13 protein-coding genes are annotated in these 19,863 nt (G+C 45.4%); 3 read left to right on the plus strand and 10 right to left on the minus strand.

The window, feature by feature from the left end:
* Positions 1-52 precede the first annotated feature (52 nt).
* From VK179_06305 to VK179_06315, 3 genes are read right to left on the minus strand one after another with little or no spacing between them, the layout of a single operon-like run.
* A complete protein-coding gene (locus tag VK179_06305) occupies positions 53-1,099 on the minus strand; it encodes a histidine kinase (protein ID HLO58334.1) in 1,047 nt (348 codons plus the stop codon).
* Positions 1,100-1,107: 8 nt separating this feature from the next.
* Complete coding sequence (locus VK179_06310) at positions 1,108-1,749, minus strand: hypothetical protein (protein ID HLO58335.1); 642 nt, start codon at positions 1,747-1,749, stop codon at positions 1,108-1,110.
* Positions 1,750-1,778: 29 nt separating this feature from the next.
* Positions 1,779-3,926 carry a TonB-dependent receptor gene (locus VK179_06315; GenBank protein ID HLO58336.1) on the minus strand — a complete coding sequence of 716 codons (2,148 nt, stop codon included), beginning with the start codon at positions 3,924-3,926 and terminating at the stop codon, positions 1,779-1,781.
* Positions 3,927-4,086: 160 nt separating this feature from the next.
* Between VK179_06315 and VK179_06320 the strand changes: the two genes are divergently transcribed.
* Complete coding sequence (locus tag VK179_06320) at positions 4,087-4,800, plus strand: DNA alkylation repair protein (protein ID HLO58337.1); 714 nt, start codon at positions 4,087-4,089, stop codon at positions 4,798-4,800.
* Positions 4,797-6,185 (plus strand): MFS transporter, encoded by a 1,389-nt coding sequence (locus VK179_06325; protein HLO58338.1) that lies wholly within the window; start codon positions 4,797-4,799, stop codon positions 6,183-6,185. Before VK179_06320 ends, VK179_06325 begins: the two co-directional genes overlap by 4 nt.
* Positions 6,186-6,191: 6 nt before the next feature.
* Here the strand turns inward: VK179_06325 and VK179_06330 are convergent, their stop codons facing one another.
* Complete coding sequence (locus VK179_06330) at positions 6,192-6,737, minus strand: SRPBCC family protein (protein ID HLO58339.1); 546 nt, start codon at positions 6,735-6,737, stop codon at positions 6,192-6,194.
* A gap of 73 nt (positions 6,738-6,810) precedes the next feature.
* Positions 6,811-7,728, minus strand: coding sequence for a TIGR01777 family oxidoreductase (locus VK179_06335; GenBank protein ID HLO58340.1), 918 nt, complete (start codon positions 7,726-7,728; stop codon positions 6,811-6,813).
* An 89-nt stretch (positions 7,729-7,817) separates the two neighbouring features.
* On the opposite strand from VK179_06335, the gene VK179_06340 reads away from it, so the two are divergent.
* Positions 7,818-10,226 carry a TonB-dependent receptor gene (locus VK179_06340; GenBank protein HLO58341.1) on the plus strand — a complete coding sequence of 803 codons (2,409 nt, stop codon included), beginning with the start codon at positions 7,818-7,820 and terminating at the stop codon, positions 10,224-10,226.
* Positions 10,227-10,721: 495 nt separating this feature from the next.
* Here VK179_06340 and VK179_06345 read toward each other — a convergent pair whose 3' ends face one another.
* The 5 genes from VK179_06345 to VK179_06365 form a co-directional block, all read right to left on the minus strand.
* Positions 10,722-12,371, minus strand: coding sequence for an AMP-binding protein (locus VK179_06345; GenBank protein HLO58342.1), 1,650 nt, complete (start codon positions 12,369-12,371; stop codon positions 10,722-10,724).
* 143 nt (positions 12,372-12,514) lie between these two features.
* Positions 12,515-14,458 (minus strand): sialate O-acetylesterase, encoded by a 1,944-nt coding sequence (locus VK179_06350; protein HLO58343.1) that lies wholly within the window; start codon positions 14,456-14,458, stop codon positions 12,515-12,517.
* Positions 14,459-14,477: 19 nt separating this feature from the next.
* The gene (locus VK179_06355) at positions 14,478-15,797 is read right to left on the minus strand and encodes a chorismate synthase (GenBank protein HLO58344.1); all 1,320 of its coding nucleotides are present in this window, start codon (positions 15,795-15,797) and stop codon (positions 14,478-14,480) included.
* A 26-nt stretch (positions 15,798-15,823) separates the two neighbouring features.
* Positions 15,824-17,086, minus strand: a complete 1,263-nt coding sequence (gene aroA, locus VK179_06360; protein ID HLO58345.1) for a 3-phosphoshikimate 1-carboxyvinyltransferase — start codon at positions 17,084-17,086, stop codon at positions 15,824-15,826.
* 104 nt (positions 17,087-17,190) lie between these two features.
* Complete coding sequence (locus tag VK179_06365) at positions 17,191-19,848, minus strand: DNA gyrase/topoisomerase IV subunit A (GenBank protein ID HLO58346.1); 2,658 nt, start codon at positions 19,846-19,848, stop codon at positions 17,191-17,193.
* Between the last annotated feature and the right edge of the window lie 15 nt (positions 19,849-19,863).

The following is a 19,863-nucleotide window of genomic DNA, read 5'->3' on the forward strand; positions in this document are numbered from 1 at the left end:
AGGCTTTCAAGGCGCTCTGCAGCCAGGGGTTCATCTTCAATAATGAGCACTGTCATACGGCAGGGTTTTGGTTTTTAATCAGCGGAATTTTCACTGTAAAATGGGATGCGGACCTTACAATTTCGGGCTCCTTTCCTGAAATCAGGGCATACTGCTGTCTTATATTTTCAAGTCCAACCTTGCCGGATACAACGGTTGTTTTTACCTGCAGGTTATTCCGCACCACCAGGAAGTCGCCTTCAACAAACAGCTCCAGGGTTAATGGTGAGTCAGAAGTAATTACGTTGTGCTTGATTGCATTTTCAACCAGCATCTGTACCGACAAAGGAATAACAAACAGGTCATCGGAAGCCGGCAATTCTTTTTTAACGATTAAATTGCCTCCAAACCGTGTTTGCTGAAGAGCGAGGTAGTTGTCAACAAATTCAGTTTCAACCGCCAGGCTTACAAGCTTTTTATCACGCTGTTCAAGAATATACCGGTAACTATCCGACAGGTTTATGATCAGTTTCTCGGCCATGTCGGGGTCTTTATGCACCAGGGTAGTAAGCGTATTGAGGCTGTTGAACAAAAAGTGAGGATTAACCTGGTTTTTCAACGTTTCAAGCTGCATCTCCAGCGCCTTCCGTTGCAAGGTTTCCTGCTTTATTAAGCCTTCCTTCCACATTTTAAAGAATTCGAGGGCGGTAAACAGGCTGAAGACATATATTACAATAAGAATCTGAAGAACAAGGAGACTAAGGGTTGTTTTGAAAAATTCACCGCCTGAACCTCCATTGATCCGGATTATAAAAACATAGTTCAGCAGCAGGGTGACTATTATGGCGACAATGATTACAACACCAAGGGTGACGGCTATGCGTTTAACGGGACTGACATCCCAGGTAATGCGATTTCCGAATTTCCGCATTAAGAAACTGCTCAATTGCATCATCGGGTAGCCGAAGATTATTGAGAAGGCCGAATTGGAAAGCCATACCCGCGGATCACCCAGCCTGGAGGGAGCCATGATAAAACCGATCAGGTTGCCGATAAAGAGGAGGATCAGTATCGAAACGATTTCTTTCGTAAGCCTTTTCGGCAACCTGAATGTAACCATGATATGAACTATTTGGTTTGAGCGGAAATCACCATAGAATCGCACTGTTCCCTGCCCCAGTTTGGAACAAGGTTGTCGGATGGAACAAATTTGTCGAATTTTTCCTTAGCTACCAACAAAACCGGTAATGCCTTTTCTTTTCCGCCCCCGAAACCAACAGGCATATTGTAAATGGCCTGCGCTTCGATGAAATAAATACGAGGGTTATCGGGATTAATAGTTTTTGCCTTTCTTATCAGTTCATTGGCTTCTGATAGCAACGGCATGGCATTCATCGGATCCATTGCCATGGTGGCGTAATACGACATGACTTTAATAACCATGAATTCGGTTTCTTCAGGCTTAAGAGTTAATCCGGTTTCGATCATTTTCTGTGCCTGGTCAATATACAGTTTCTTTTTCTCCTTGTCGGATTCCTTGAAATTGGCAGAAAGGTTGTAAAAGGCGGCATAATACCATGCGGTCCACTCGCTTTTTTCCGCTTCGGCTATCCTCGTAAAAGAATTGGCTATGGCCACAGTTTCATCAAGGGTTTGAACGGTGCCGGCTTTCTGAAGCATAGCCGACATGGCATTTCTGTATTTTTCTGATTGAGCCTGCAGGGTTAAAGTAAGTGATAACAGGCAGATGAGTAATGCAATTGATTTCATGGCTTATTGATTTAAAATTTATTTTCCGTTTATTTAATGATCAGGTAAAATCCGGCAACAAAGAACCTTTTCGACTGAGGTTTTATCGGTGATTTTTCATAACCGACGCCATTCTCAGCAGCAGAGTAATTGAAGCCGTATACATTATTAAAACCCGCAATATTGTTGATGTTAATGAGAAACGCGCAGTAGGTTCCGAGCAACGGCCTGATGCAGGTTATGTTCAGACTCAGGTCGTTGTATGATTTTGTCCTGTCAGCTGCAGAGTTCGGAATGTAAGGATTGTAATATGTTTTCGGATTGGCATGCATAAAAGTCAACCCGGTGTAAGTATTGTATTTCCGGATGAAATATTTCCCTACAATGGAAAGGGTTTGCGGGGACACGAATGAAGGCATCCTTGACTGCGTATAGGTTTTATAGTTGCGTTTTGTATCAATCCAGGACCACGATACCCAGTAATCGAGATTGCGGATTGTTTTGCTGTCGCGCCAGAAAAGGTCTATCCCCCGGGCATAACCAAAACCATCATTATTGTAAGTACCCGGATCAGGATTCGTTTCACTCTCGTAACGTACCAGGTTATTATACCACTTCTGGTATATCTCAGCCCTGAAAATCCTGTCGTTCACTTCATACATGTAATTAAGAATCAGATGGGCGGCTTTTTCCGATTTCAGCGAAGGACTCATAACCAGTACCTGGTTTTCTGTGTGCTGACGGAACATGCCGCATGCAAGGGAAACCTGTGAATAATCCCCAGTGTGCCATGCCACTGAAATTCGCGGAACAAGCTGCCATTCGTTTGAGAGTGAGAGGTATTCGGCACGCAATCCCGTGCGGAGAACAATCTTTTCTTTCACCCTTATTTCGGGCTCTGCATACAAGGCATAATCCATTAATCTAATCCCGGAACCATACGTTCTGCCGCTATCGGATGCAAAATAACTCCTGTTGAAATAGTTCCCTCCGACCTCCTCACCCAGTTTCAGGTTGAATTTTTTAGGAACTTCATAAGTAAGCGTCGTTCTGTGATGGAATGACCGGGTCTGGTCGTTCAGCAGGTTCAGTGAGAAACCGGTTTTATTCTGATCATAACCATAAGCGATCCCGGTTTTAATCCTCCATTTTTCCGAGAGCAGGTCGTTGTAGACCGCATTGATATAAACATTGTGATTTTCGAGTTTAATGAGCGTGACATCATCATCTGATCCCGTCATATTGTAATAAAGAGAACTGTTACTGTTATCGGTTGAACCGAAAACCTTGAGCATTCCGTATTTGCCGAATTTCTGCCGGAACAGCATGGTGCCTCCGGTTTGCTCAGGAGCCTTCTTCCAGTCCATCCGCTGTTTGCTGAGCGAATAATAAGGCTGCATATTCAGGTACTGCAAGGTTCCCGAGAACGAGGTACGTTCCCACTTATGTGTGTAAGAACCGTTCATTCCCACAGTCATCAGTGAGAAGGCTCCCTGGTTCTGATCAGCCATCCCTGTTGTATTCAGGTTTATGGCAGATGAAAGCGCCTGTCCATATTCAGCTGAATAACCGCCTGTACTGAAGGCCGTGCCGGTAAACAGGATGGGTGAAAATCGGCTGCGGGTTGGCAGATCAGGCATCTTCGACATATAGGGGTTGGCCACCATAAGTCCATCGATGAAGGTTTTGGTTTCATATCCCTCTCCGCCCCTCACATACAGTCCGCCTTCGTTGCCTACAACCTGGGTTCCGGGGAGTGTGGTCAGCGCCCCATAAATATCGCCCACAGCGCTCGGAGTGGTGGCAATGTCCATGGGTTTAAGCACAATGGGCTTTTTGGTTTCACCCGTTTCGAATGCCCCTGCTGTAATCATCACACTCCGGATCTCTCCTGCCTGCTCGTCCATTTGTATTAAAACGGAATCAAGGCTTCGGGATAAATCAATTTGCTGTTCATAAGTGCGATAGCCAATGTAACTCACCTGTAAAATCTGCTTTCCTGTATCTGAGGCTAAAAAAGAAAACCGGCCTGCTGTATCTGCCGAAGCCCCGTCATAGGTACCTTTTATCGAAACATTGGCACCGGGGAGTGAAAGTCCTTTGTTGTCGGTTATCCTGCCACTCACTTTAACCTGTGAATAAAGGCTAAATCCAAAACTTAACAGGATGATAAGGATGCTGCAACTTGCTGTTTTCATGGCTTCAGGTATTAATTTCACATCAAAATTGCAGTGAACATGCCGGCTAATCAAATAAAAGGGAATCACCCGGCGAACCTTCAGGATGAATTGTAAAAAAGAAAGGATGAACCGGGAAGGTGTAATTGACTTTTTTATCTTTGAGTAATTAAAATACCCAATGAACACCGAACAATTGGTACAGGCCATAATCGACTATTGCAACCGTTACGCAAGTGACGAGAACATATTAAAATACAGCCGCTATTTCAAGGAAGGATTGTACAAGGGGTATGGGCTTTCGGCACCCCAGATTTATGCCGGGGCAAAGGAAATGATAAGCGAAAAGCCGCAGCTTTATACCGTGCTTTCAGCTGCGCCTGAAATCTTCAGCACCGAAAAGTACGACGCCATCAGTATTCTCATGCTGACAGTGAAAGAACTGCACAAGGAATTCACACATGAAACTTTTGAAGAAATTGCAGGATGGTACCGGATGGGAATCGATAACTGGGCACATGCCGATACCCTCGGCATGCTCATCCTTCCGCTTTTTTTTAAAAAGAAACTGGTTGATATAGCCGATTTCAAAAAATGGCTTAAATCGGAAAACAAGTACCAGCGGCGGTCGGTACCGGTAACATTTATTAAGGTGATGAAAGCCGGCAGAGACTGCGAAGAGCTTTTCCGTTTTACTGAAATACTGATGACCGACAGGGAACGTGAGGTTCACCAGGGAATGGGATGGTTCCTGAGAGAATCGTGGAAGCGTCATCCGGAGGTGACTGTGAAATTCCTGCTGAAATGGAAGGACATTACTCCACGGTTGATTGTTCAGTATGCTACAGAGAAGATGAGTAAGGAAGAAAAACTGCAGTTTAAACGAGTCCGATGAAACACGAAGCTCAGAACGTAAATACCGGCATTCTGCTTGCCGTTGTCATGATCTCCTCCTTCTTTAATCCTTTCATGGGTTCAGCCGTAACCATTGCATTGCCAAGTATCAGCACCGAACTGAACATGAATGCAGTCGGAACCAGCTGGATAGCCATGTCATTCCTGCTCTCGGCTGCAGTGTTTCTTGTGCCGCTCGGTAAACTGGCGGATATCCTGGGACGTAAGCGGATGCTTCTTTACGGGAACGTGTTTTTTACAATTGCGACCCTGTTTTGCTCGTTTGCGACAAATGGAACCATGCTTATCGTTGCCCGGTTCCTGCAGGGCATTGGGAGTGCCATGAGCCTCAGCTCGGGTATGGCTATAATCATCTCGGCTTTCCCTCCTGAAAAACGCGGAACCATCATCGGTTGGAATACAACAGCCGTTTATGCAGGGCTTTCCGCAGCTCCCCTTCTCGGCGGATTTCTGACCAGGAATTATGGCTGGCACAGCCTGTTTTATGTGAATGCAATGGCCGGTATCCTTGTTATTGCAGGAATTATTTACGGCGTAAAAGCCGAATGGGCCGAGGCAAAGAATGACACATTTGATATCATCGGCTCGCTCATTTACATGCCATCCATGATGGCGCTTATGTACGGCTTTTCAAAACTTCCTGAAAAAAGTGCAGTACTCTTAACTGCTGCAGGACTGACCGGGCTGATCGTTTTTGTATTTTGGGAACTCAGGCAAAAATCACCGGTACTGGATATTGCTTTGTTCAGCAGGAACAGGATATTTGCTTTTTCAAACCTGGCTGCACTGATCAATTATGCGGCAACATTCGGGATCACTTTTGTCCTGAGCCTCTATTTGCAGAATGTACGCGGACTTGACCCGCTCAATGCCGGGTTGTTGCTGGTGGCCCAGCCTGTAATGATGGCCATTGTTGCATCTGTAAGCGGCCGTTTATCAGACAGAATCGATTCGCAGATCCTGTCTTCTACCGGTATGGCCATAATTGTAACCGGACTTATTTCCCTTGTATTTCTTAAAGCTAATACAGGAAACCTCTACCTGATGATAACCCTGTTTGTACTGGGTACCGGTTTCGGCCTGTTTTCCTCACCGAACACCAATTCGGTGATGAGTTCAGTGGAGAAGAGATTTCTCGGTACAGCATCCGCGACCCTGGGAACCATGCGACTTACCGGTCAAACGTTCAGCATGGCTATAGCTGCCATGGCCATTCACATTTTTATCGGAAATTCAACGATAAAAGGTAATTCAACCCAGTTTATGGGCAGTGTACGGGTCATATTCATTGTATTCGCAGTATTGTGTACATTGGGAGTTTTCGCGTCACTGGCAAGGGGAAAGAAGAAAACAGCAATAATTTAGCGGGGTTCAGTTCCCCGACTCGAGGATGCTTTTCAGGTTACCTAAGCCGGCTGAAAAGTCATTCCCGATCATTTTTTCCATATTCATAAAAACTAACATAATATTAAAGGGGTATTTCATGTGGCTCGACATTCCCCACTCCACCCTTGTAGTATTTTCTGATGCAGGTTCTGTACTGAGATATACCAACGCCCTGGAATCAAAAGGTTTCATAAAATGCAGATCATAATCAATCCGTTTTCCGCGCTCAATTTTTGAAATCGTTTGTTCGCCCTGTCCCACATTCTTATTCGTACTTTCCCACCTGTATACAAAGCCGGGTTCACCGTCTGTGCCTGTAAATGTAAGTTTCATTTGCGGGTCCATTTTAGCCCATTTACTGTAATTTGGCTGGTTCTTCAGATACTTTATATAATCAAAAACAAAATCTTTGCCTTTATTAATTATGATTTCTCTTTTAACTGTATAGTTCTTTTTCAGAAACAAGGCTGTAAGGAGAATCAAAAGAACAACAACAGCTACCACGATAAAGATGCCTATAAGTATATTCATGAGATTAGTATTTATTAAGGATCAGAGAAATAACAGCTAAAAGTCAGAAATGTTCCGGTTGTGACTTGCTTCTTCAAATCAGGTCATTGAAAGCCTCTTTCAGCAGTGGATACCTGAATTCAAATCCCGTTTGCCTGATTTTTTCTGACGACATCCTGCTTCCCTCTAAAAGTAAACCGGCCATTTCACCGAATGCCAGTTTAAGAATGGCGGCAGGAACCGGAGGCGCTATTAAAGGTTTGTTACGGGCTTCCGCCAGAGTTTTCATAAACTCCCGGTTTGTTACATGCTCAGGGGCCACTGCATTATATGCGCCCTGCATGACCGGGTCAGAAACAGCCTTCAGATATATTCTGCACAAATCATCAATATGGATCCACGGCATATATTGCCGGCCGCTGCCAAAGACAGGCGTCACTCCCAGGCTCGCGGAAGCCGCCATTTTCTCCAGGATTCCACCCCTTTCGCTCAGTGCAATAGCTGTGCGGATTTTAACGCTTCTTGATCCAAGTTTCGCAAATTCATCAGCCGTTTCTTCCCATACCTTGCAGATCCTGCCCAGGAAATCAGAGGCCGGCGGATCCGATTCACTAAATATCTTTTCCGACGTTAACGTTCCGTAATAATTGATGCCAGATGCGGTAATGAAGGCTTTTATGTTACTGCCGGTTTCCCTGGCCATTTTAAGCAATAGCATACCTGATCCTATACGGCTGCGGAATATTTCTTCCTTTTGTGCTGCTGTCCATCGTTTACCTGCAATATTCGTTCCTGCAAGGTGAACAATATAATCGCTTGTCTTAACCGCTTCTTCGTCGGCTTCGCCTTTATCAGGGTTCCACAGGAAAACCTTTATACCGGGGATATCAATACGTTTCCGACTGAATATGCTAACTTTATAACCGTTTTGCAGCAGCAAGCCGGTCAGATTCCGGCCTATCAAACCGGTTGCCCCGGTAATTAACACAATATCCTCTTTCATGTTTACCATTCAGGTAATTTATTACAACATAACCATGTAATGAACAAAAAAACAATTGATCTGTTTAACGTATTCTTTGAAATATTAAACAAGATCCAATGATATCCAATATTCATATTAGAAAATTGTTTTTACTGCTTCCGCTCCTGTTTCTTACAATAACAATCGGCGCACAGAACGGAAGTGTAAAAGGAAGGGTTTACAATTCCTCGAGCAATGAACCCCTGGGCTTTGTAACACTCGGAATTGAAGGCACCAACATAACTACATTAAGTGATACGGCGGGAGGCTTTGTATTCACAGGACTTAAGCCCGGATATTACAAAATAGCGGCGCAGTCGGTGGGTTTCGAGCCATTTCTTACAGAGGAATTTCATGTAACTAACGCCCGTTCAGCCTTTATAGATATTGCCCTGAAAGAAAAACCGCTTGAACTTGACGAGGTGGTGGTAAAAGCCACCGCTTTTAAAAGGGCTGAAGAAAGTCCGGTTTCACTAAAATCCATTGGTATTGCTGAAATCGAAAGAAGTCCGGGCAGCAACCGTGATATATCAAAAGTAATCCAGGTTCTTCCGGGTGTGGCATCAGGGCTGTCGTACAGAAACGACCTGATCATCAGAGGCGGAGGACCATCTGAAAACCGGTTCTTTGTTGACGGAATAGAAATTCCCAACCTGAACCATTTCGGAACCCAGGGCGCAAGCGGGGGATCGATTGGTATTATCAACAGCGACTTCATCCGTGAGGCTGACCTTTTTACGGGCGCCTTTCCGGCAAACCGCGGAAACCTGCTCAGTTCGGTGCTAGAAATGAAACTGATTGACGGGAACCCTGACAGGATGCGCTACAGGGCTGCCATAGGGGCAAGCGAAGTGGCAGGCAGTATTTCGGGACCTGCAGGTAAAAAGACAACTTTGCTCGTCTCTTTCAGAAGATCCTATCTCAAGTTTCTTTTCAGTGCACTTAAACTTCCGTTTCTGCCTACATTTAATGATTACACGGTTAAAGTAAAAACCAGATTTGACCAGAAAAACGAACTTACATTTTTAAGCATTGGTTCACTTGATAAAAGTGTGCTGAATACGGGCATTGATAATCCTACCGAGGAACAGCAGTACATACTCAGCTATCTTCCGGCCTATGATCAGTGGACTTATGCCATTGGTGCGGTTTATAGGCATTATGCCGAACACTCCTATTCAACCCTTGTGCTGAGCCGCAATATGCTTGATAATGGATCGTCAAAGGATGTGAATAATGAAAAGAACGGCGATCCCTTACTCAGGTATCAATCGCAGGAAATTGAAAACAAACTGCGGTTTGAAAACACCTACAGGAATAACGGGGTGAAGCTGATCTCTGGTTTCGGATTTGAACAGGCTAAATACAACAATAACACATTCAGGAAGGTTTTTATACCACAGGGAAAAGACACCCTCCTTTCTTTAAACTATAAATCAGCAATTGAATTTTACAGGTATAATGCTTTTCTGCAGGCCAGCCGGGAGTTTTTTAATGATCAGTTGACAGTGTCTGCAGGGTTAAGGCTTGACGGTAATTCGTATTCTTCAGAAATGTCAAATCCTTTCAACCAGGCGAGCCCCAGGGTCTCACTATCGTGGGCAATAAACGCTAAGATTTCTTTAAATGCCAATGCGGGGCGATATTTCCAGCAACCGTCATACACCACCCTCGGATACAGGAACGATGCCGGTGAACTGGTGAATAAAACGAACAAAATTAAATACATACAGGCTGATCACCTTGTGGCCGGAATTGAATTCAGGCGCAACCAGGATGCCAGGATGTCGGTTGAAGGATTTTACAAATGGTACAGCCGGTATCCGTTCTCGGTTACCGACTCGGTATCCATTGCAAGCAAGGGCGCAGATTATGGAGTATACGGCGATGAGCCTGCGGTTTCCACTTCAAAGGGAAGGGCTTATGGTGCTGAAGTCTATTATCGTGATCAATTTGCGGATAAGATTAATATAATGCTGTCCTATACTTTCGTAAGGTCGGAATTCGGGGATAAAAACGGTAAACTGATACCATCGGCATGGGATAACCGGCATATTCTGAATATCACAGCTGCAGCCCAATTCAATAAGAACTGGAATGTGGGCGCCAAATGGAGATTTGTCGGAGGCGGACCTTACACACCTTACGACTTTAACCGGTCGTCACTCATAGAAGCCTGGGACGCAAAGGGACAGGGGTATCCCGATTACAACCGGTTCAACACCGGCCGTCTTGAAAGTTTTCAGCAGCTCGACCTCAGGATTGACAAGGAATATTTCTTTAAGAAATGGTCGCTCAACCTGTATTTTGATGTGCAGAACGCGTATAATTTTAAATCCAAATCGCCGGATATCCTGGTAGTTGAACGCGATGCGAGTGGTAACCCGGTTGTTGATCCTGCTGATCCCACACGCTACAAGCTGAAATACCTGCCGTATGAGAACGGCACGGTGCTACCGACGATTGGGATGGTGGTAGAGCTTTAACCGGGGTTTCACCCCGAACCCAACTTCTTTCATCCCGCTCACAGCCACGCCGGCTCCGCGTTTTGTCCCTGCCCGCCCGCGGCGCTTCGATTATCGTTGTGGTTTAAAACAAAGCAGTGAGATGGTGTTATTGACTATCCGCTTCATTGAACTTAGTGATTACGACTAGGGACCCCTCCTCCGCCTCTTAAAAAACGCGTTAAAAAAATTAATTCACGAAGCGTTAAAAAAGAAAAGCTGTCTGAGTCCGATTCCTGCGGACGAGTTCTTTTCTTTTAGCGCAGTGAATTAATTTTTAGCGATTTTTTCAGCAGCGGCGGCATTTTTTGGCTACTTTTTTTTGCTGCAGAAAAAAAGTAGCTCAGGGTTCGGGGCGGATAGCCCCGATAGAATAAATCCAGATATTAACGACTGATCGTCATATCATTGGGTGATCCTTAAAAAGGTGTTCTTACTCGCAATGACGGCTGCGAATCCAGTATCCAGCATCCAGCATCAGTTATACAGATACCTCTTGATGCTTCTTTTCGGAGTTTTGACGAATTCCTCGGGGTGAAGCTCGAAACGGGTTATGTTCATGTACTTTGGAAGCGATGCATTTACTTCCTTGCGATAATGCTCAAGAATTTCAAGCAATGCATTGCTATCGATATTTTCGGCTTTTAATTTGTCCGAATCCGGATAAATCAGCGCCACCAGCTTTTCATCACGATATACTACCAGCGATTCACTCACATAGGTTTTATTATTGATGGATGCCTCAATTTCTTCAGGATAAATATTCTTGCCGTTGGATCCGAGGATCATATTCTTGCTCCGTCCTTTTATGTGGATAAATCCGTCCTTGTCTATCAGTCCAAGGTCGCCCGTATGCAGCCAGCCATCATCATCAATAATCTCCTTTGTGGCTTCCGGATTCTTATAATACCCTGTCATGGCGTTTTCGCCTCTCAGGATGATCTCACCCACTATTTTTGCCGGATTTGGTGAATCCACAATCACTTCAAGCGTATCCACCTTTCTGCCGCTTGCCCCGATTTTATTCACGTTCCATGGAGCATAGCTGATAAGGGGACCACATTCGGTCATACCATACCCAACAGCAAACGGAAAGCCGATTTTTTTCATAAAAGTTTCGGCTTCGATGTTGAAAGCGGCGCCTCCTATGACAACCTCAGCGAAATTACCTCCAAAAGCCTGAACCAGGTTGGCCTTGATTTTCTTATAGATTAACCTCCTTAATAAAGGAATCCGCAGGATCACATTTACAGGGAATTTGCGGATTACGGGTAAAATTCTCGCTTTGAAAATCTTTTCAATAACAAGCGGAACTGATAGGATGAGCCTTGGCTTCACTTCCTGGAACGCCTGCGTAACAATCTGCGGTGAAGGTGTTTTGGTTAAAATGGTGATGTGGCATCCGATTGAGAAAGGGAATAGGAATTCAAAAGCGCATCCGTAGGAATGAGCCAACGGTAAAAATGAAACGATCGGATCGCCGGGGACAAGAGGCATATTGTTCTGTGCATACCTGACATTGGCTGCCAGGCTGTTGTGCTGAAGCATAACACCCTTTGAAAAGCCTGTTGTTCCCGATGTATAGCTTATAACAGCGAGTTCTTCATTACTGATTTCAGGCAAATCGAAGGTATCTCCCGTAATACCCGAGGGATACTTCGTTTTAAATGCCATATCGAGATCTGCCATCAAAGCGGTGATCTCATCCGAACTGCTGTGGAACAATTCAAAATTGTTCAGCGATATGATGGCCTGAATGGCAGGCAGTTTTGAAGAGTCAACCGACTGGAAAATAGTGTCTGTACAAAACAGAAGTATTGAATCGGAATGATTTACAATGGACTGGATATCGTCGGGTTTGAAATCAGGCAGAACCGGCACTACCACGGCGCCGTATGATGTTACTGCCAGGTAAATACAGCACCAGCGGGCAGAATTTTTACCCACCAATGCAATTTTATCACCTTTTTTTATTCCGGCCTTTTCAAAGAGAAGATGAAATTTAAGGATGTAATTGCCGGTATCTGCGTAAGTAAGTTTTTCGCCATTGTAATCGGAAAGTGCCGGAAGGTGCCAGTTTTTCTTTATGCTGTTTTCAACATAATCCACAAACCGTTCCTTAATCATGACTGATTATTTATGTTTAGCACAGAAAGATAGTGATTTTTACTGATTCTGGCTTAATGCCTTCAAAATTTATAACCCGGTCGCAGAGACGCGATGAATCAGAGACGCGATGAATCGCGTCTCTACGATCGGGTTAAAGATTCTTACCAGTCGTCCGTTCTGAACGGTGATGCGGGCAAACCTTCCTTGTTATAGAGGTTTGCATCATCAGGATTATCGGCCCAGGCATAGCGCACTGCAACAGGATTCTTTACATCAGGACTGTAAACACCAACCTTGTTGTCTGCAGTAACATATGCTTTTGCCCAAACGAATTTCTTATCGGCCCCGGCAATGGCAAATGATTTCAGGTACCCGTATTTATCATGGATTTCCAACCCTGAACCCACCTGGTCAAAATCAATAAGGATCTTATCATTATCGATTTTCATCGATTTATAGATGGGGCCTGAATACACGATGTCACGGCCATATGCCTTTTTAAGGGCTGCAAGCGACAGACGGTATCCGACGTCATCCTTATCACGCGGATGGATATCTTTTGCATCACCAATGTCAATAATCACGGCCATACCCGTATTGGGCTCGGCAAGAGTCATTGTCTGGGCTTCACGTAAGCCGGCCCATGAACTCTGTTGCGGAACTTTAGGCGGTTCCATATAATTGGCCAGCTGTACAAACAGGAACGTAAAATCACCGACGTTCCATTTTTTTCTCCAGTCACGGATCATACCGGGAAATAGGGACCTGTATTTTATGAAATTACCGGCATTGTTTTCGCCCTGATACCAAATCACACCTTTAATCGGGAAATTGATAATCGGGTTGATCATGGCGTTGTAAAGCAAAGAGGGGGAACTATTGGGACTTGAAACGTCCTTTGGTGCGGGAAGATCGAGCCCTACTTTATACGACCAGTCGCCTGCCAGGCCAATCTTTGTACCACCTGCATCCACATAAAGCTGGTTATCCATACCCCATAATCCTCCGCCTCCACCTGTATCAATTACTTTCACGGCTATTACATTCACTCCGGGTTTAAGTGTACCCGCCGGTACTTTATAGGACCTCGGAGCGTCATACTGTTCGGTCTTGCCAATGAGTTTACCATTCAGGTACGTCAGATCGTTGTCATCAATGGGTCCCAGGCTTACAATCGCATCTTTGGCTGCATCTGCGGCGCTTACAGTAAATTCCTTCCTGAACCATACCACACCGTCCAGCGAAGGCAGGCCGGCACCTTCCCAAGTCTGGGGCAATTTCATCGTTTTCCAGTCGGTAGTCCCTGTTTCCGGCAGGAACCATTTATTCACAACTCCCGGGTCTTCGTTATTAATTGCATTCATCCACTTTTTTGCATTGGCATCGGCTTCTTTCTGAAGCTGTTCAATGTTCTGGCTCTTTACCTTATCAATAGCAGCTGTATAATCCTTATCGGCATACATGGTTTCAAGGCTGATCCATGTTTCAATATCGGTTCCTCCCCAGTTGCTGTTGATGAGCCCGATGGGTACATTCAGTTCTTTTGCCAGATTCTTACCGAAATAATAGCCGATAGCTGAGAACCTCGGCGCCGATTCTTCATTGCAGGGCTGCCATTGCGCTTCTTTCGTATTATCCAGCGGTTTGAAACTCATGTTCTTGGGAACATAGAACAACCTGATATTCGGATTCTTCACATCATTCTTATCCGTTGCCCAGTTTCGGGATTGCGCAAGCGGCCATTCCATGTTCGACTGTCCCCCGCACACCCAAACATCACCAATCAGTATGTTTTTCAAAACAATTGTATTTTTTCCCTTAATTGTCATTTCAAAAGGTCCGCCTGCCGTCAGCGGCTTCAGTTGAACTTTCCATTCTCCTGTCTTACCTGCCTTAGCAGTAAGTTTCTGGTTTGAGAATGTCACTGTGACTTTTTCACCGGGATTGGCCCAACCCCAGATGTTAACCGGCAGGTCGCGCTGAAGCACCATATTATCCGAAAGGATATACGGCAGCTTTACCTCGCTCCTTGAAAGGGCGGGGAACATGAATGCGAGCAGCAATACATATGCCCACTTCATTCCGTAAATCGATTTATTGTTCATTGTCATGAAATTATGTTGATTATGCTTTTGGTTTCATAGCCTGGTAGCCGATATGGAGCATATACGCATCGAGAATGATCAACGCAGTGAATGCTTCAACAACAGGCCACATTCGGGCAACAATAGTGGGATCACGGCGGGTTACTGCCGCCAGCTCCTTATTTTCAAGACTTACCTTATCCACAGTGTGCTGTGGTTTGGCAATGGTGGGGGTGGGTTTTACAGCCACGCGGGCTACAATGTCCTGACCGGTTGTTAACCCGCCGGTTATGCCGCCTGCATTGTTTGATGTGAAAACCACTTTACCGTTTTCAACATACATGGCATCATTACATTGTGAGCCTGTCATTTTTGCGGCATCCATACCACAGCCTATTTCAACTGCTTTCACTGTACCGATACTCATTAAACGCCCCAGTTCACCATCAAGCTTATTGAAAACAGGCTCGCCCATACCAGCCGGAACACCTGTCACAACAACTTCAACAATACCACCTGACGAATCGCCGTCCTGCATGATCCTGAGAATTTCATCGTACATGCGGTCGGCCACATCCGGATCGGGACAGAATAATTTCGGGTTGATCCCGTAGTTTTTCCTTACTTCCTCTTCATTATAAATCGGTCGGGAAATAAGAGGAATGCGGGTTTCAAGTTCAGCCAGTATGGCGGCTTTCTCAAAAAACCGCTGTGAATCATTCATTTTACCCGAAGCAAAAAGCTCGAGGTAAATCGGATCGTACTGCTTACGCACTTCGCGGTATGCCGCTGCCTTTTTCCTGATTTCACTCAAAGGCATATCCTTCATCCGTATACCGGCGGCTTCCCTTACAAACGATACGACTTCAATGCCATGGTCCTTCAATATCTTTTTGGCTATACAGCCTGCAGCCACTATGGATGAAGTATATCGGCCGCTGAAAAAGCCTGCGCCGATTGAATCATCCCATGATCCGTATTTCTGATAAGAGGCATATGATGCATGACCGGGGCGCGGGGTGCGGTTTGTCGACTGATATTGCTCGATGTGTTCCATATGCCTGTCGACATTGGGAATAAGGATAACCATGGGCGTACCATTTGTAAAACCGGCATTTTTAAATCCCGGCATAGTGTCGGCCGCATTCACTCCGCTGAATATAATAGGAACATCGGCTTCACGGCGGGGTGAAGTCAGTTCACCCTGCCCGGGTTTGCGAAGCATGAGTTCTACATATATTTCTTCTTCACTGAAGTGATATCCGGGCGGAACACCCTGGATGTTGATTGATAGCCCTTCCTGGTAAGAACCACCTGCAACCGTGGTTTTAAAAAGAGTTCCGTATGTGCATCCAAGCATAAGTATTTAGGTTAAAGGTTTCACGTTTAAAATACTTCGAAGCTGGCTCCCAGCCGCTTCATGTCATCCACAAACGCCGGGTACGTCACAGAAGCCGATTCGGCCGTGTCAACAATAGTCTGACCTGATGCTGCCAGTCCGGCAATTGAAAGTGACATCACCAGCCTGTGATCGTCATATCCGTGAACAGCGGTTCCGGTTAATTTGCTTTGTTTTATAATCAGTCCGTCGGGTAACTCTTCAATATCAGCGCCCATCTTTGAAAGCTCTTTTGCCATGGCTGCAATCCGGTCGCATTCTTTTAACCGGGCCTGAGGAACATTCAGAAGCCTTGTAGTTCCTTCTGCAAAGCATCCGGCCACCGCCATAGCAGGCAGTGCATCAGGTGTGGCGTTCATATCGATATCAATTCCCTTAAGCCTGCGGCCGCTTACTTTCACACCGGTATCCATCTTTCTGATATCCATTCCCATCTTCTCAAAATATTCAAAAACCGCTTTATCACCCTGGTGGTCCGCAAAATCCAGCCCTTTGATTGTGAGTGTTGAACCGGTAACGGCTGCAGCACATAACGGAAAGGTTGCCGTTGAGAAGTCGGCCGGAACATTCCTGTCAAATGCGCTGTATTCCTGGTTTCCTTTTATCCTGAACCAATCAAGACCTTTATTCTCAAATGCTATTCCCATACGCCTCAGCCAGTCGAGTGTAATTTCTACATAAGGCCGTTCGTTCAGATTTTCAACTATGATTTCTGTATCCTGCGGTGCAAGAGGACACGTGATCAGAAGCGCAGTAAGGAATTGTGAACTCACCCCGTTCACTGTTGTTCTGCCGCCATTTATCGGACCCAATATTGTAAAAGGGCATTTCCCGCCCGCTGATTCAATCGTTCGGGCACCCAGACTCTGGAGTGCAGACAGGAGCGGTTGCATGGGCCGTTGACGGATTGATTTATCCCCGTCAAAAGATACGGGATGATCCGCAAGGGCACATAATGCAGTGAGTATTCTCAGTGAAGTTCCTGAATTTCCGACATCAATATGGCGGCAATTTTCGGATAGCCGGCCTCCTGTTCCGCGGATTATCCAGTCGTCACCCATGGTGACCGCGGCTCCCATTTCAATGGCACCTGATAAAGCTGAACGGGCATCATCCGACATAAGGGGATTCCGTATTACCGAAGTTCCGTGTGCAACGGCAGCAAAAGCCACAGCCCTTATGGTGTGCGACTTTGAAGCCGGAACCAGTATATCTCCGGAAAGAACGGATGGTGTTGATTTGAGCTTCACCCTCTTTTAGGTTTTGGTTCAAAGGGAACGAAGATAATACATGAACCCTTCAATTGCAAATTCGTCTGTCATTCAACAGTACCCTGCCTAAACAGGGGTTGTCATCAGAAAAGTGACATTTGCTCACCGGTATCCCCACCCTCAGGCAAATCGGGTTTCTCGGATGGCGTCTCGGTTTCTTCAGCAGGTGGCTCAGGAAGTGGCTCAGGCTCTTTAAACCTGACCGGTTCGAGTTCGCTTATTGATGCCACTTCAAAATTGGTTAACCGCTTACCTTTAGCCTTATAGCTCTTGACGGCAATGAAATCAGCGGCTTCAATAACTTCCGGTTCGCGCTTTTTATGCTTTCCTCCGAATTTGATCTCAACCCGCGGGAAGTCTTTATCCGAAAGAAGCACGAATTTCGATTTGGCATGTTCATCAAAGAACCTGCCCTGTTTTTCAGTGGCCTCGGCCTGGAATCGCTTAATATAATTGAATTTTTGTTCGCCGTCGTAATATATCACGGTGAAAACTTTTGAAGGATCGTACTTTGTGATCAGGATCAGGTCTTCTTCAAAATGGGTTGTCAATTCAAATCCAGAGAACCGGATGAGGCCCGACTGGGTCATCACAAGGATCTTATCATGGCCGCTGAATTCTCCAAGGTACTCCCCTTTCCCGTCATCCCTGAGCCTTCTTACATAAGAATCCCACCATATTTTCTTGCCCCCAAGGGTGGATATACCTTTCTCTTTCAGTTCAATCTTATGGACAGGATACCGTGTGAGAATATTGCCGATAGAGGCTTTCCCCTTTATATCCGTATTGCTGAATTCGGCATCGAAAACAAGGTTTTTAATGCGCGGCCTGGGTTTCAGGGTGACCTTAACGGTTTCGGCCTCGCCGTTAGGATTCACGCTCATATAAAGTATTTTCGATCCTTCACTTTTTGCAAGATCATATTCTTTATCGCGTGTGAGACTGGTGATAGCACACCGTTTTATATATATGATGCCGGTTTCGCCGTCGCGATAAATGATGTTGAATATCGTACGCTCATCGTTTTTCTTGAATACACCGGCATACTCGATATCTTTGCCGACGAATTGTTTTTCAGCCACTTTAGTGATCAGGTATTTTCCTGTCTTCCTGATCACCAGGATATCATCGATGTCCGAACAGTCGCAGATGTATTCATCTTTCTTCAACCCTGTGCCTATGAAGCCCTCGGCCCTGTTCACATACAGCTTTTCATTGGCCACAGCCACTTCGGTAGCCATAATGGTATCAAAGCTCCTGATCTCGGTTTTTCTTTCCCTCCCGGCCCCGTATTTCTTTTTAATCTGCCGGTAATAGCTTATGGTGTATGGAATAATGTTTGCCAGGTGATTCTTTACCTCCTCCATTTCAGCCTCAGTCTGCCGTATGTGCTCATCGGCCTTGAAACTGCTGAATTTTGAAATTCGCTTGATGGGAATTATGGAAAGCTTTACAAGGTCTTCGGTAATAATATCGCGTCTCAGCAAATTCCGGAAAGGCTTTAGTCCTGTATGAATGGTGGCCAGTATGTCCTCTTCGGTCTTACACTGCTTAATGGGCTCATAAAGCTCATTCTCGATAAAAATCTTTTCAAGTGAAGAATAATGCCATATCTCATTCAGCTCATCCATCCTGATATTCAGTTCTGCCGTAAGGAGCTTAATCGTGTTGTCAACCGACATTTTAAGCATATCGGAAACGCCCAGGAAAACAGGCTTTTCATCCCTGATCACACAGGAATTGGGAGAGGCAGGCACTTCACAATCAGTGAAGGCGTACAGGGCATCAATTGTAATATCCGGATCGGTACCGGGAAGCAGGTGAACGATGATTTCTACCTGGCCGGCCGTATTATCCTCTATTTTGCGGATTTTTATCTTTCCTTTTTCATTGGCCTTTAGGATCGAATCAATCAGGGTAACGGTTGTCTGACCGAATGGCAAGTCATTTATGATGAGCGACTTTCTTTCCTGTTTTGTTATTTTTGCCCTGATCCTTACAATACCTCCGCGAAGTCCGTCATTGTATCTTGATACATCAATGAGCCCTCCTGTCGGGAAATCAGGGAACAATTCAAATGGCTTTCCCTGGAGATAAGCGATGGAAGCATCGATAAGCTCATTGAAGTTATGCGGAAGGATTTTGGATGCAAGTCCCACAGCAATTCCTTCAACACCCTGGGCAAGCAACAGCGGAAATTTCACAGGCAGCGTAATGGGCTCTTTGTTTCTTCCGTCATATGAAAGTTTCCAGTTGGTTATCCTCGGATTAAAAACAACTTCCTGGGCAAATTTGGAAAGACGTGCTTCAATATACCTCGAGGCAGCCGCCCCGTCACCGGTGTAAATATTGCCCCAGTTACCCTGGGTGTCGATGAGAAGATCTTTCTGACCCAACTGAACAAGCGCGTCACCGATCGAGGCATCGCCATGCGGATGGTATTGCATGGTCTGACCAATGATGTTAGCCACTTTGTTATACCGCCCATCCTCGATCTGCCTCATGGCATGCAGAATTCTCCGCTGCACGGGCTTTAAACCGTCGTCCAGGTGGGGAACCGCCCTTTCGAGAATCACATATGAAGCATAATCGAGAAACCAGTCCTTATATTTACCGGCCAGTTCAGTTACATGACCGGTACCGATAAGCGGATCCTCCGTTAATCCCTCCTCTCCGGGCAATGCATTATCCAGCTGCCCTTCTTCGTTTTCATCCCTTTTATAGAGATCCTCAGAGTCCATTAATAAAAGTCTTTT

The sequence above is a fragment of the Bacteroidales bacterium genome (assembly GCA_035299085.1).
Taxonomy (GTDB): Bacteria; Bacteroidota; Bacteroidia; order Bacteroidales; family UBA10428; genus UBA5072.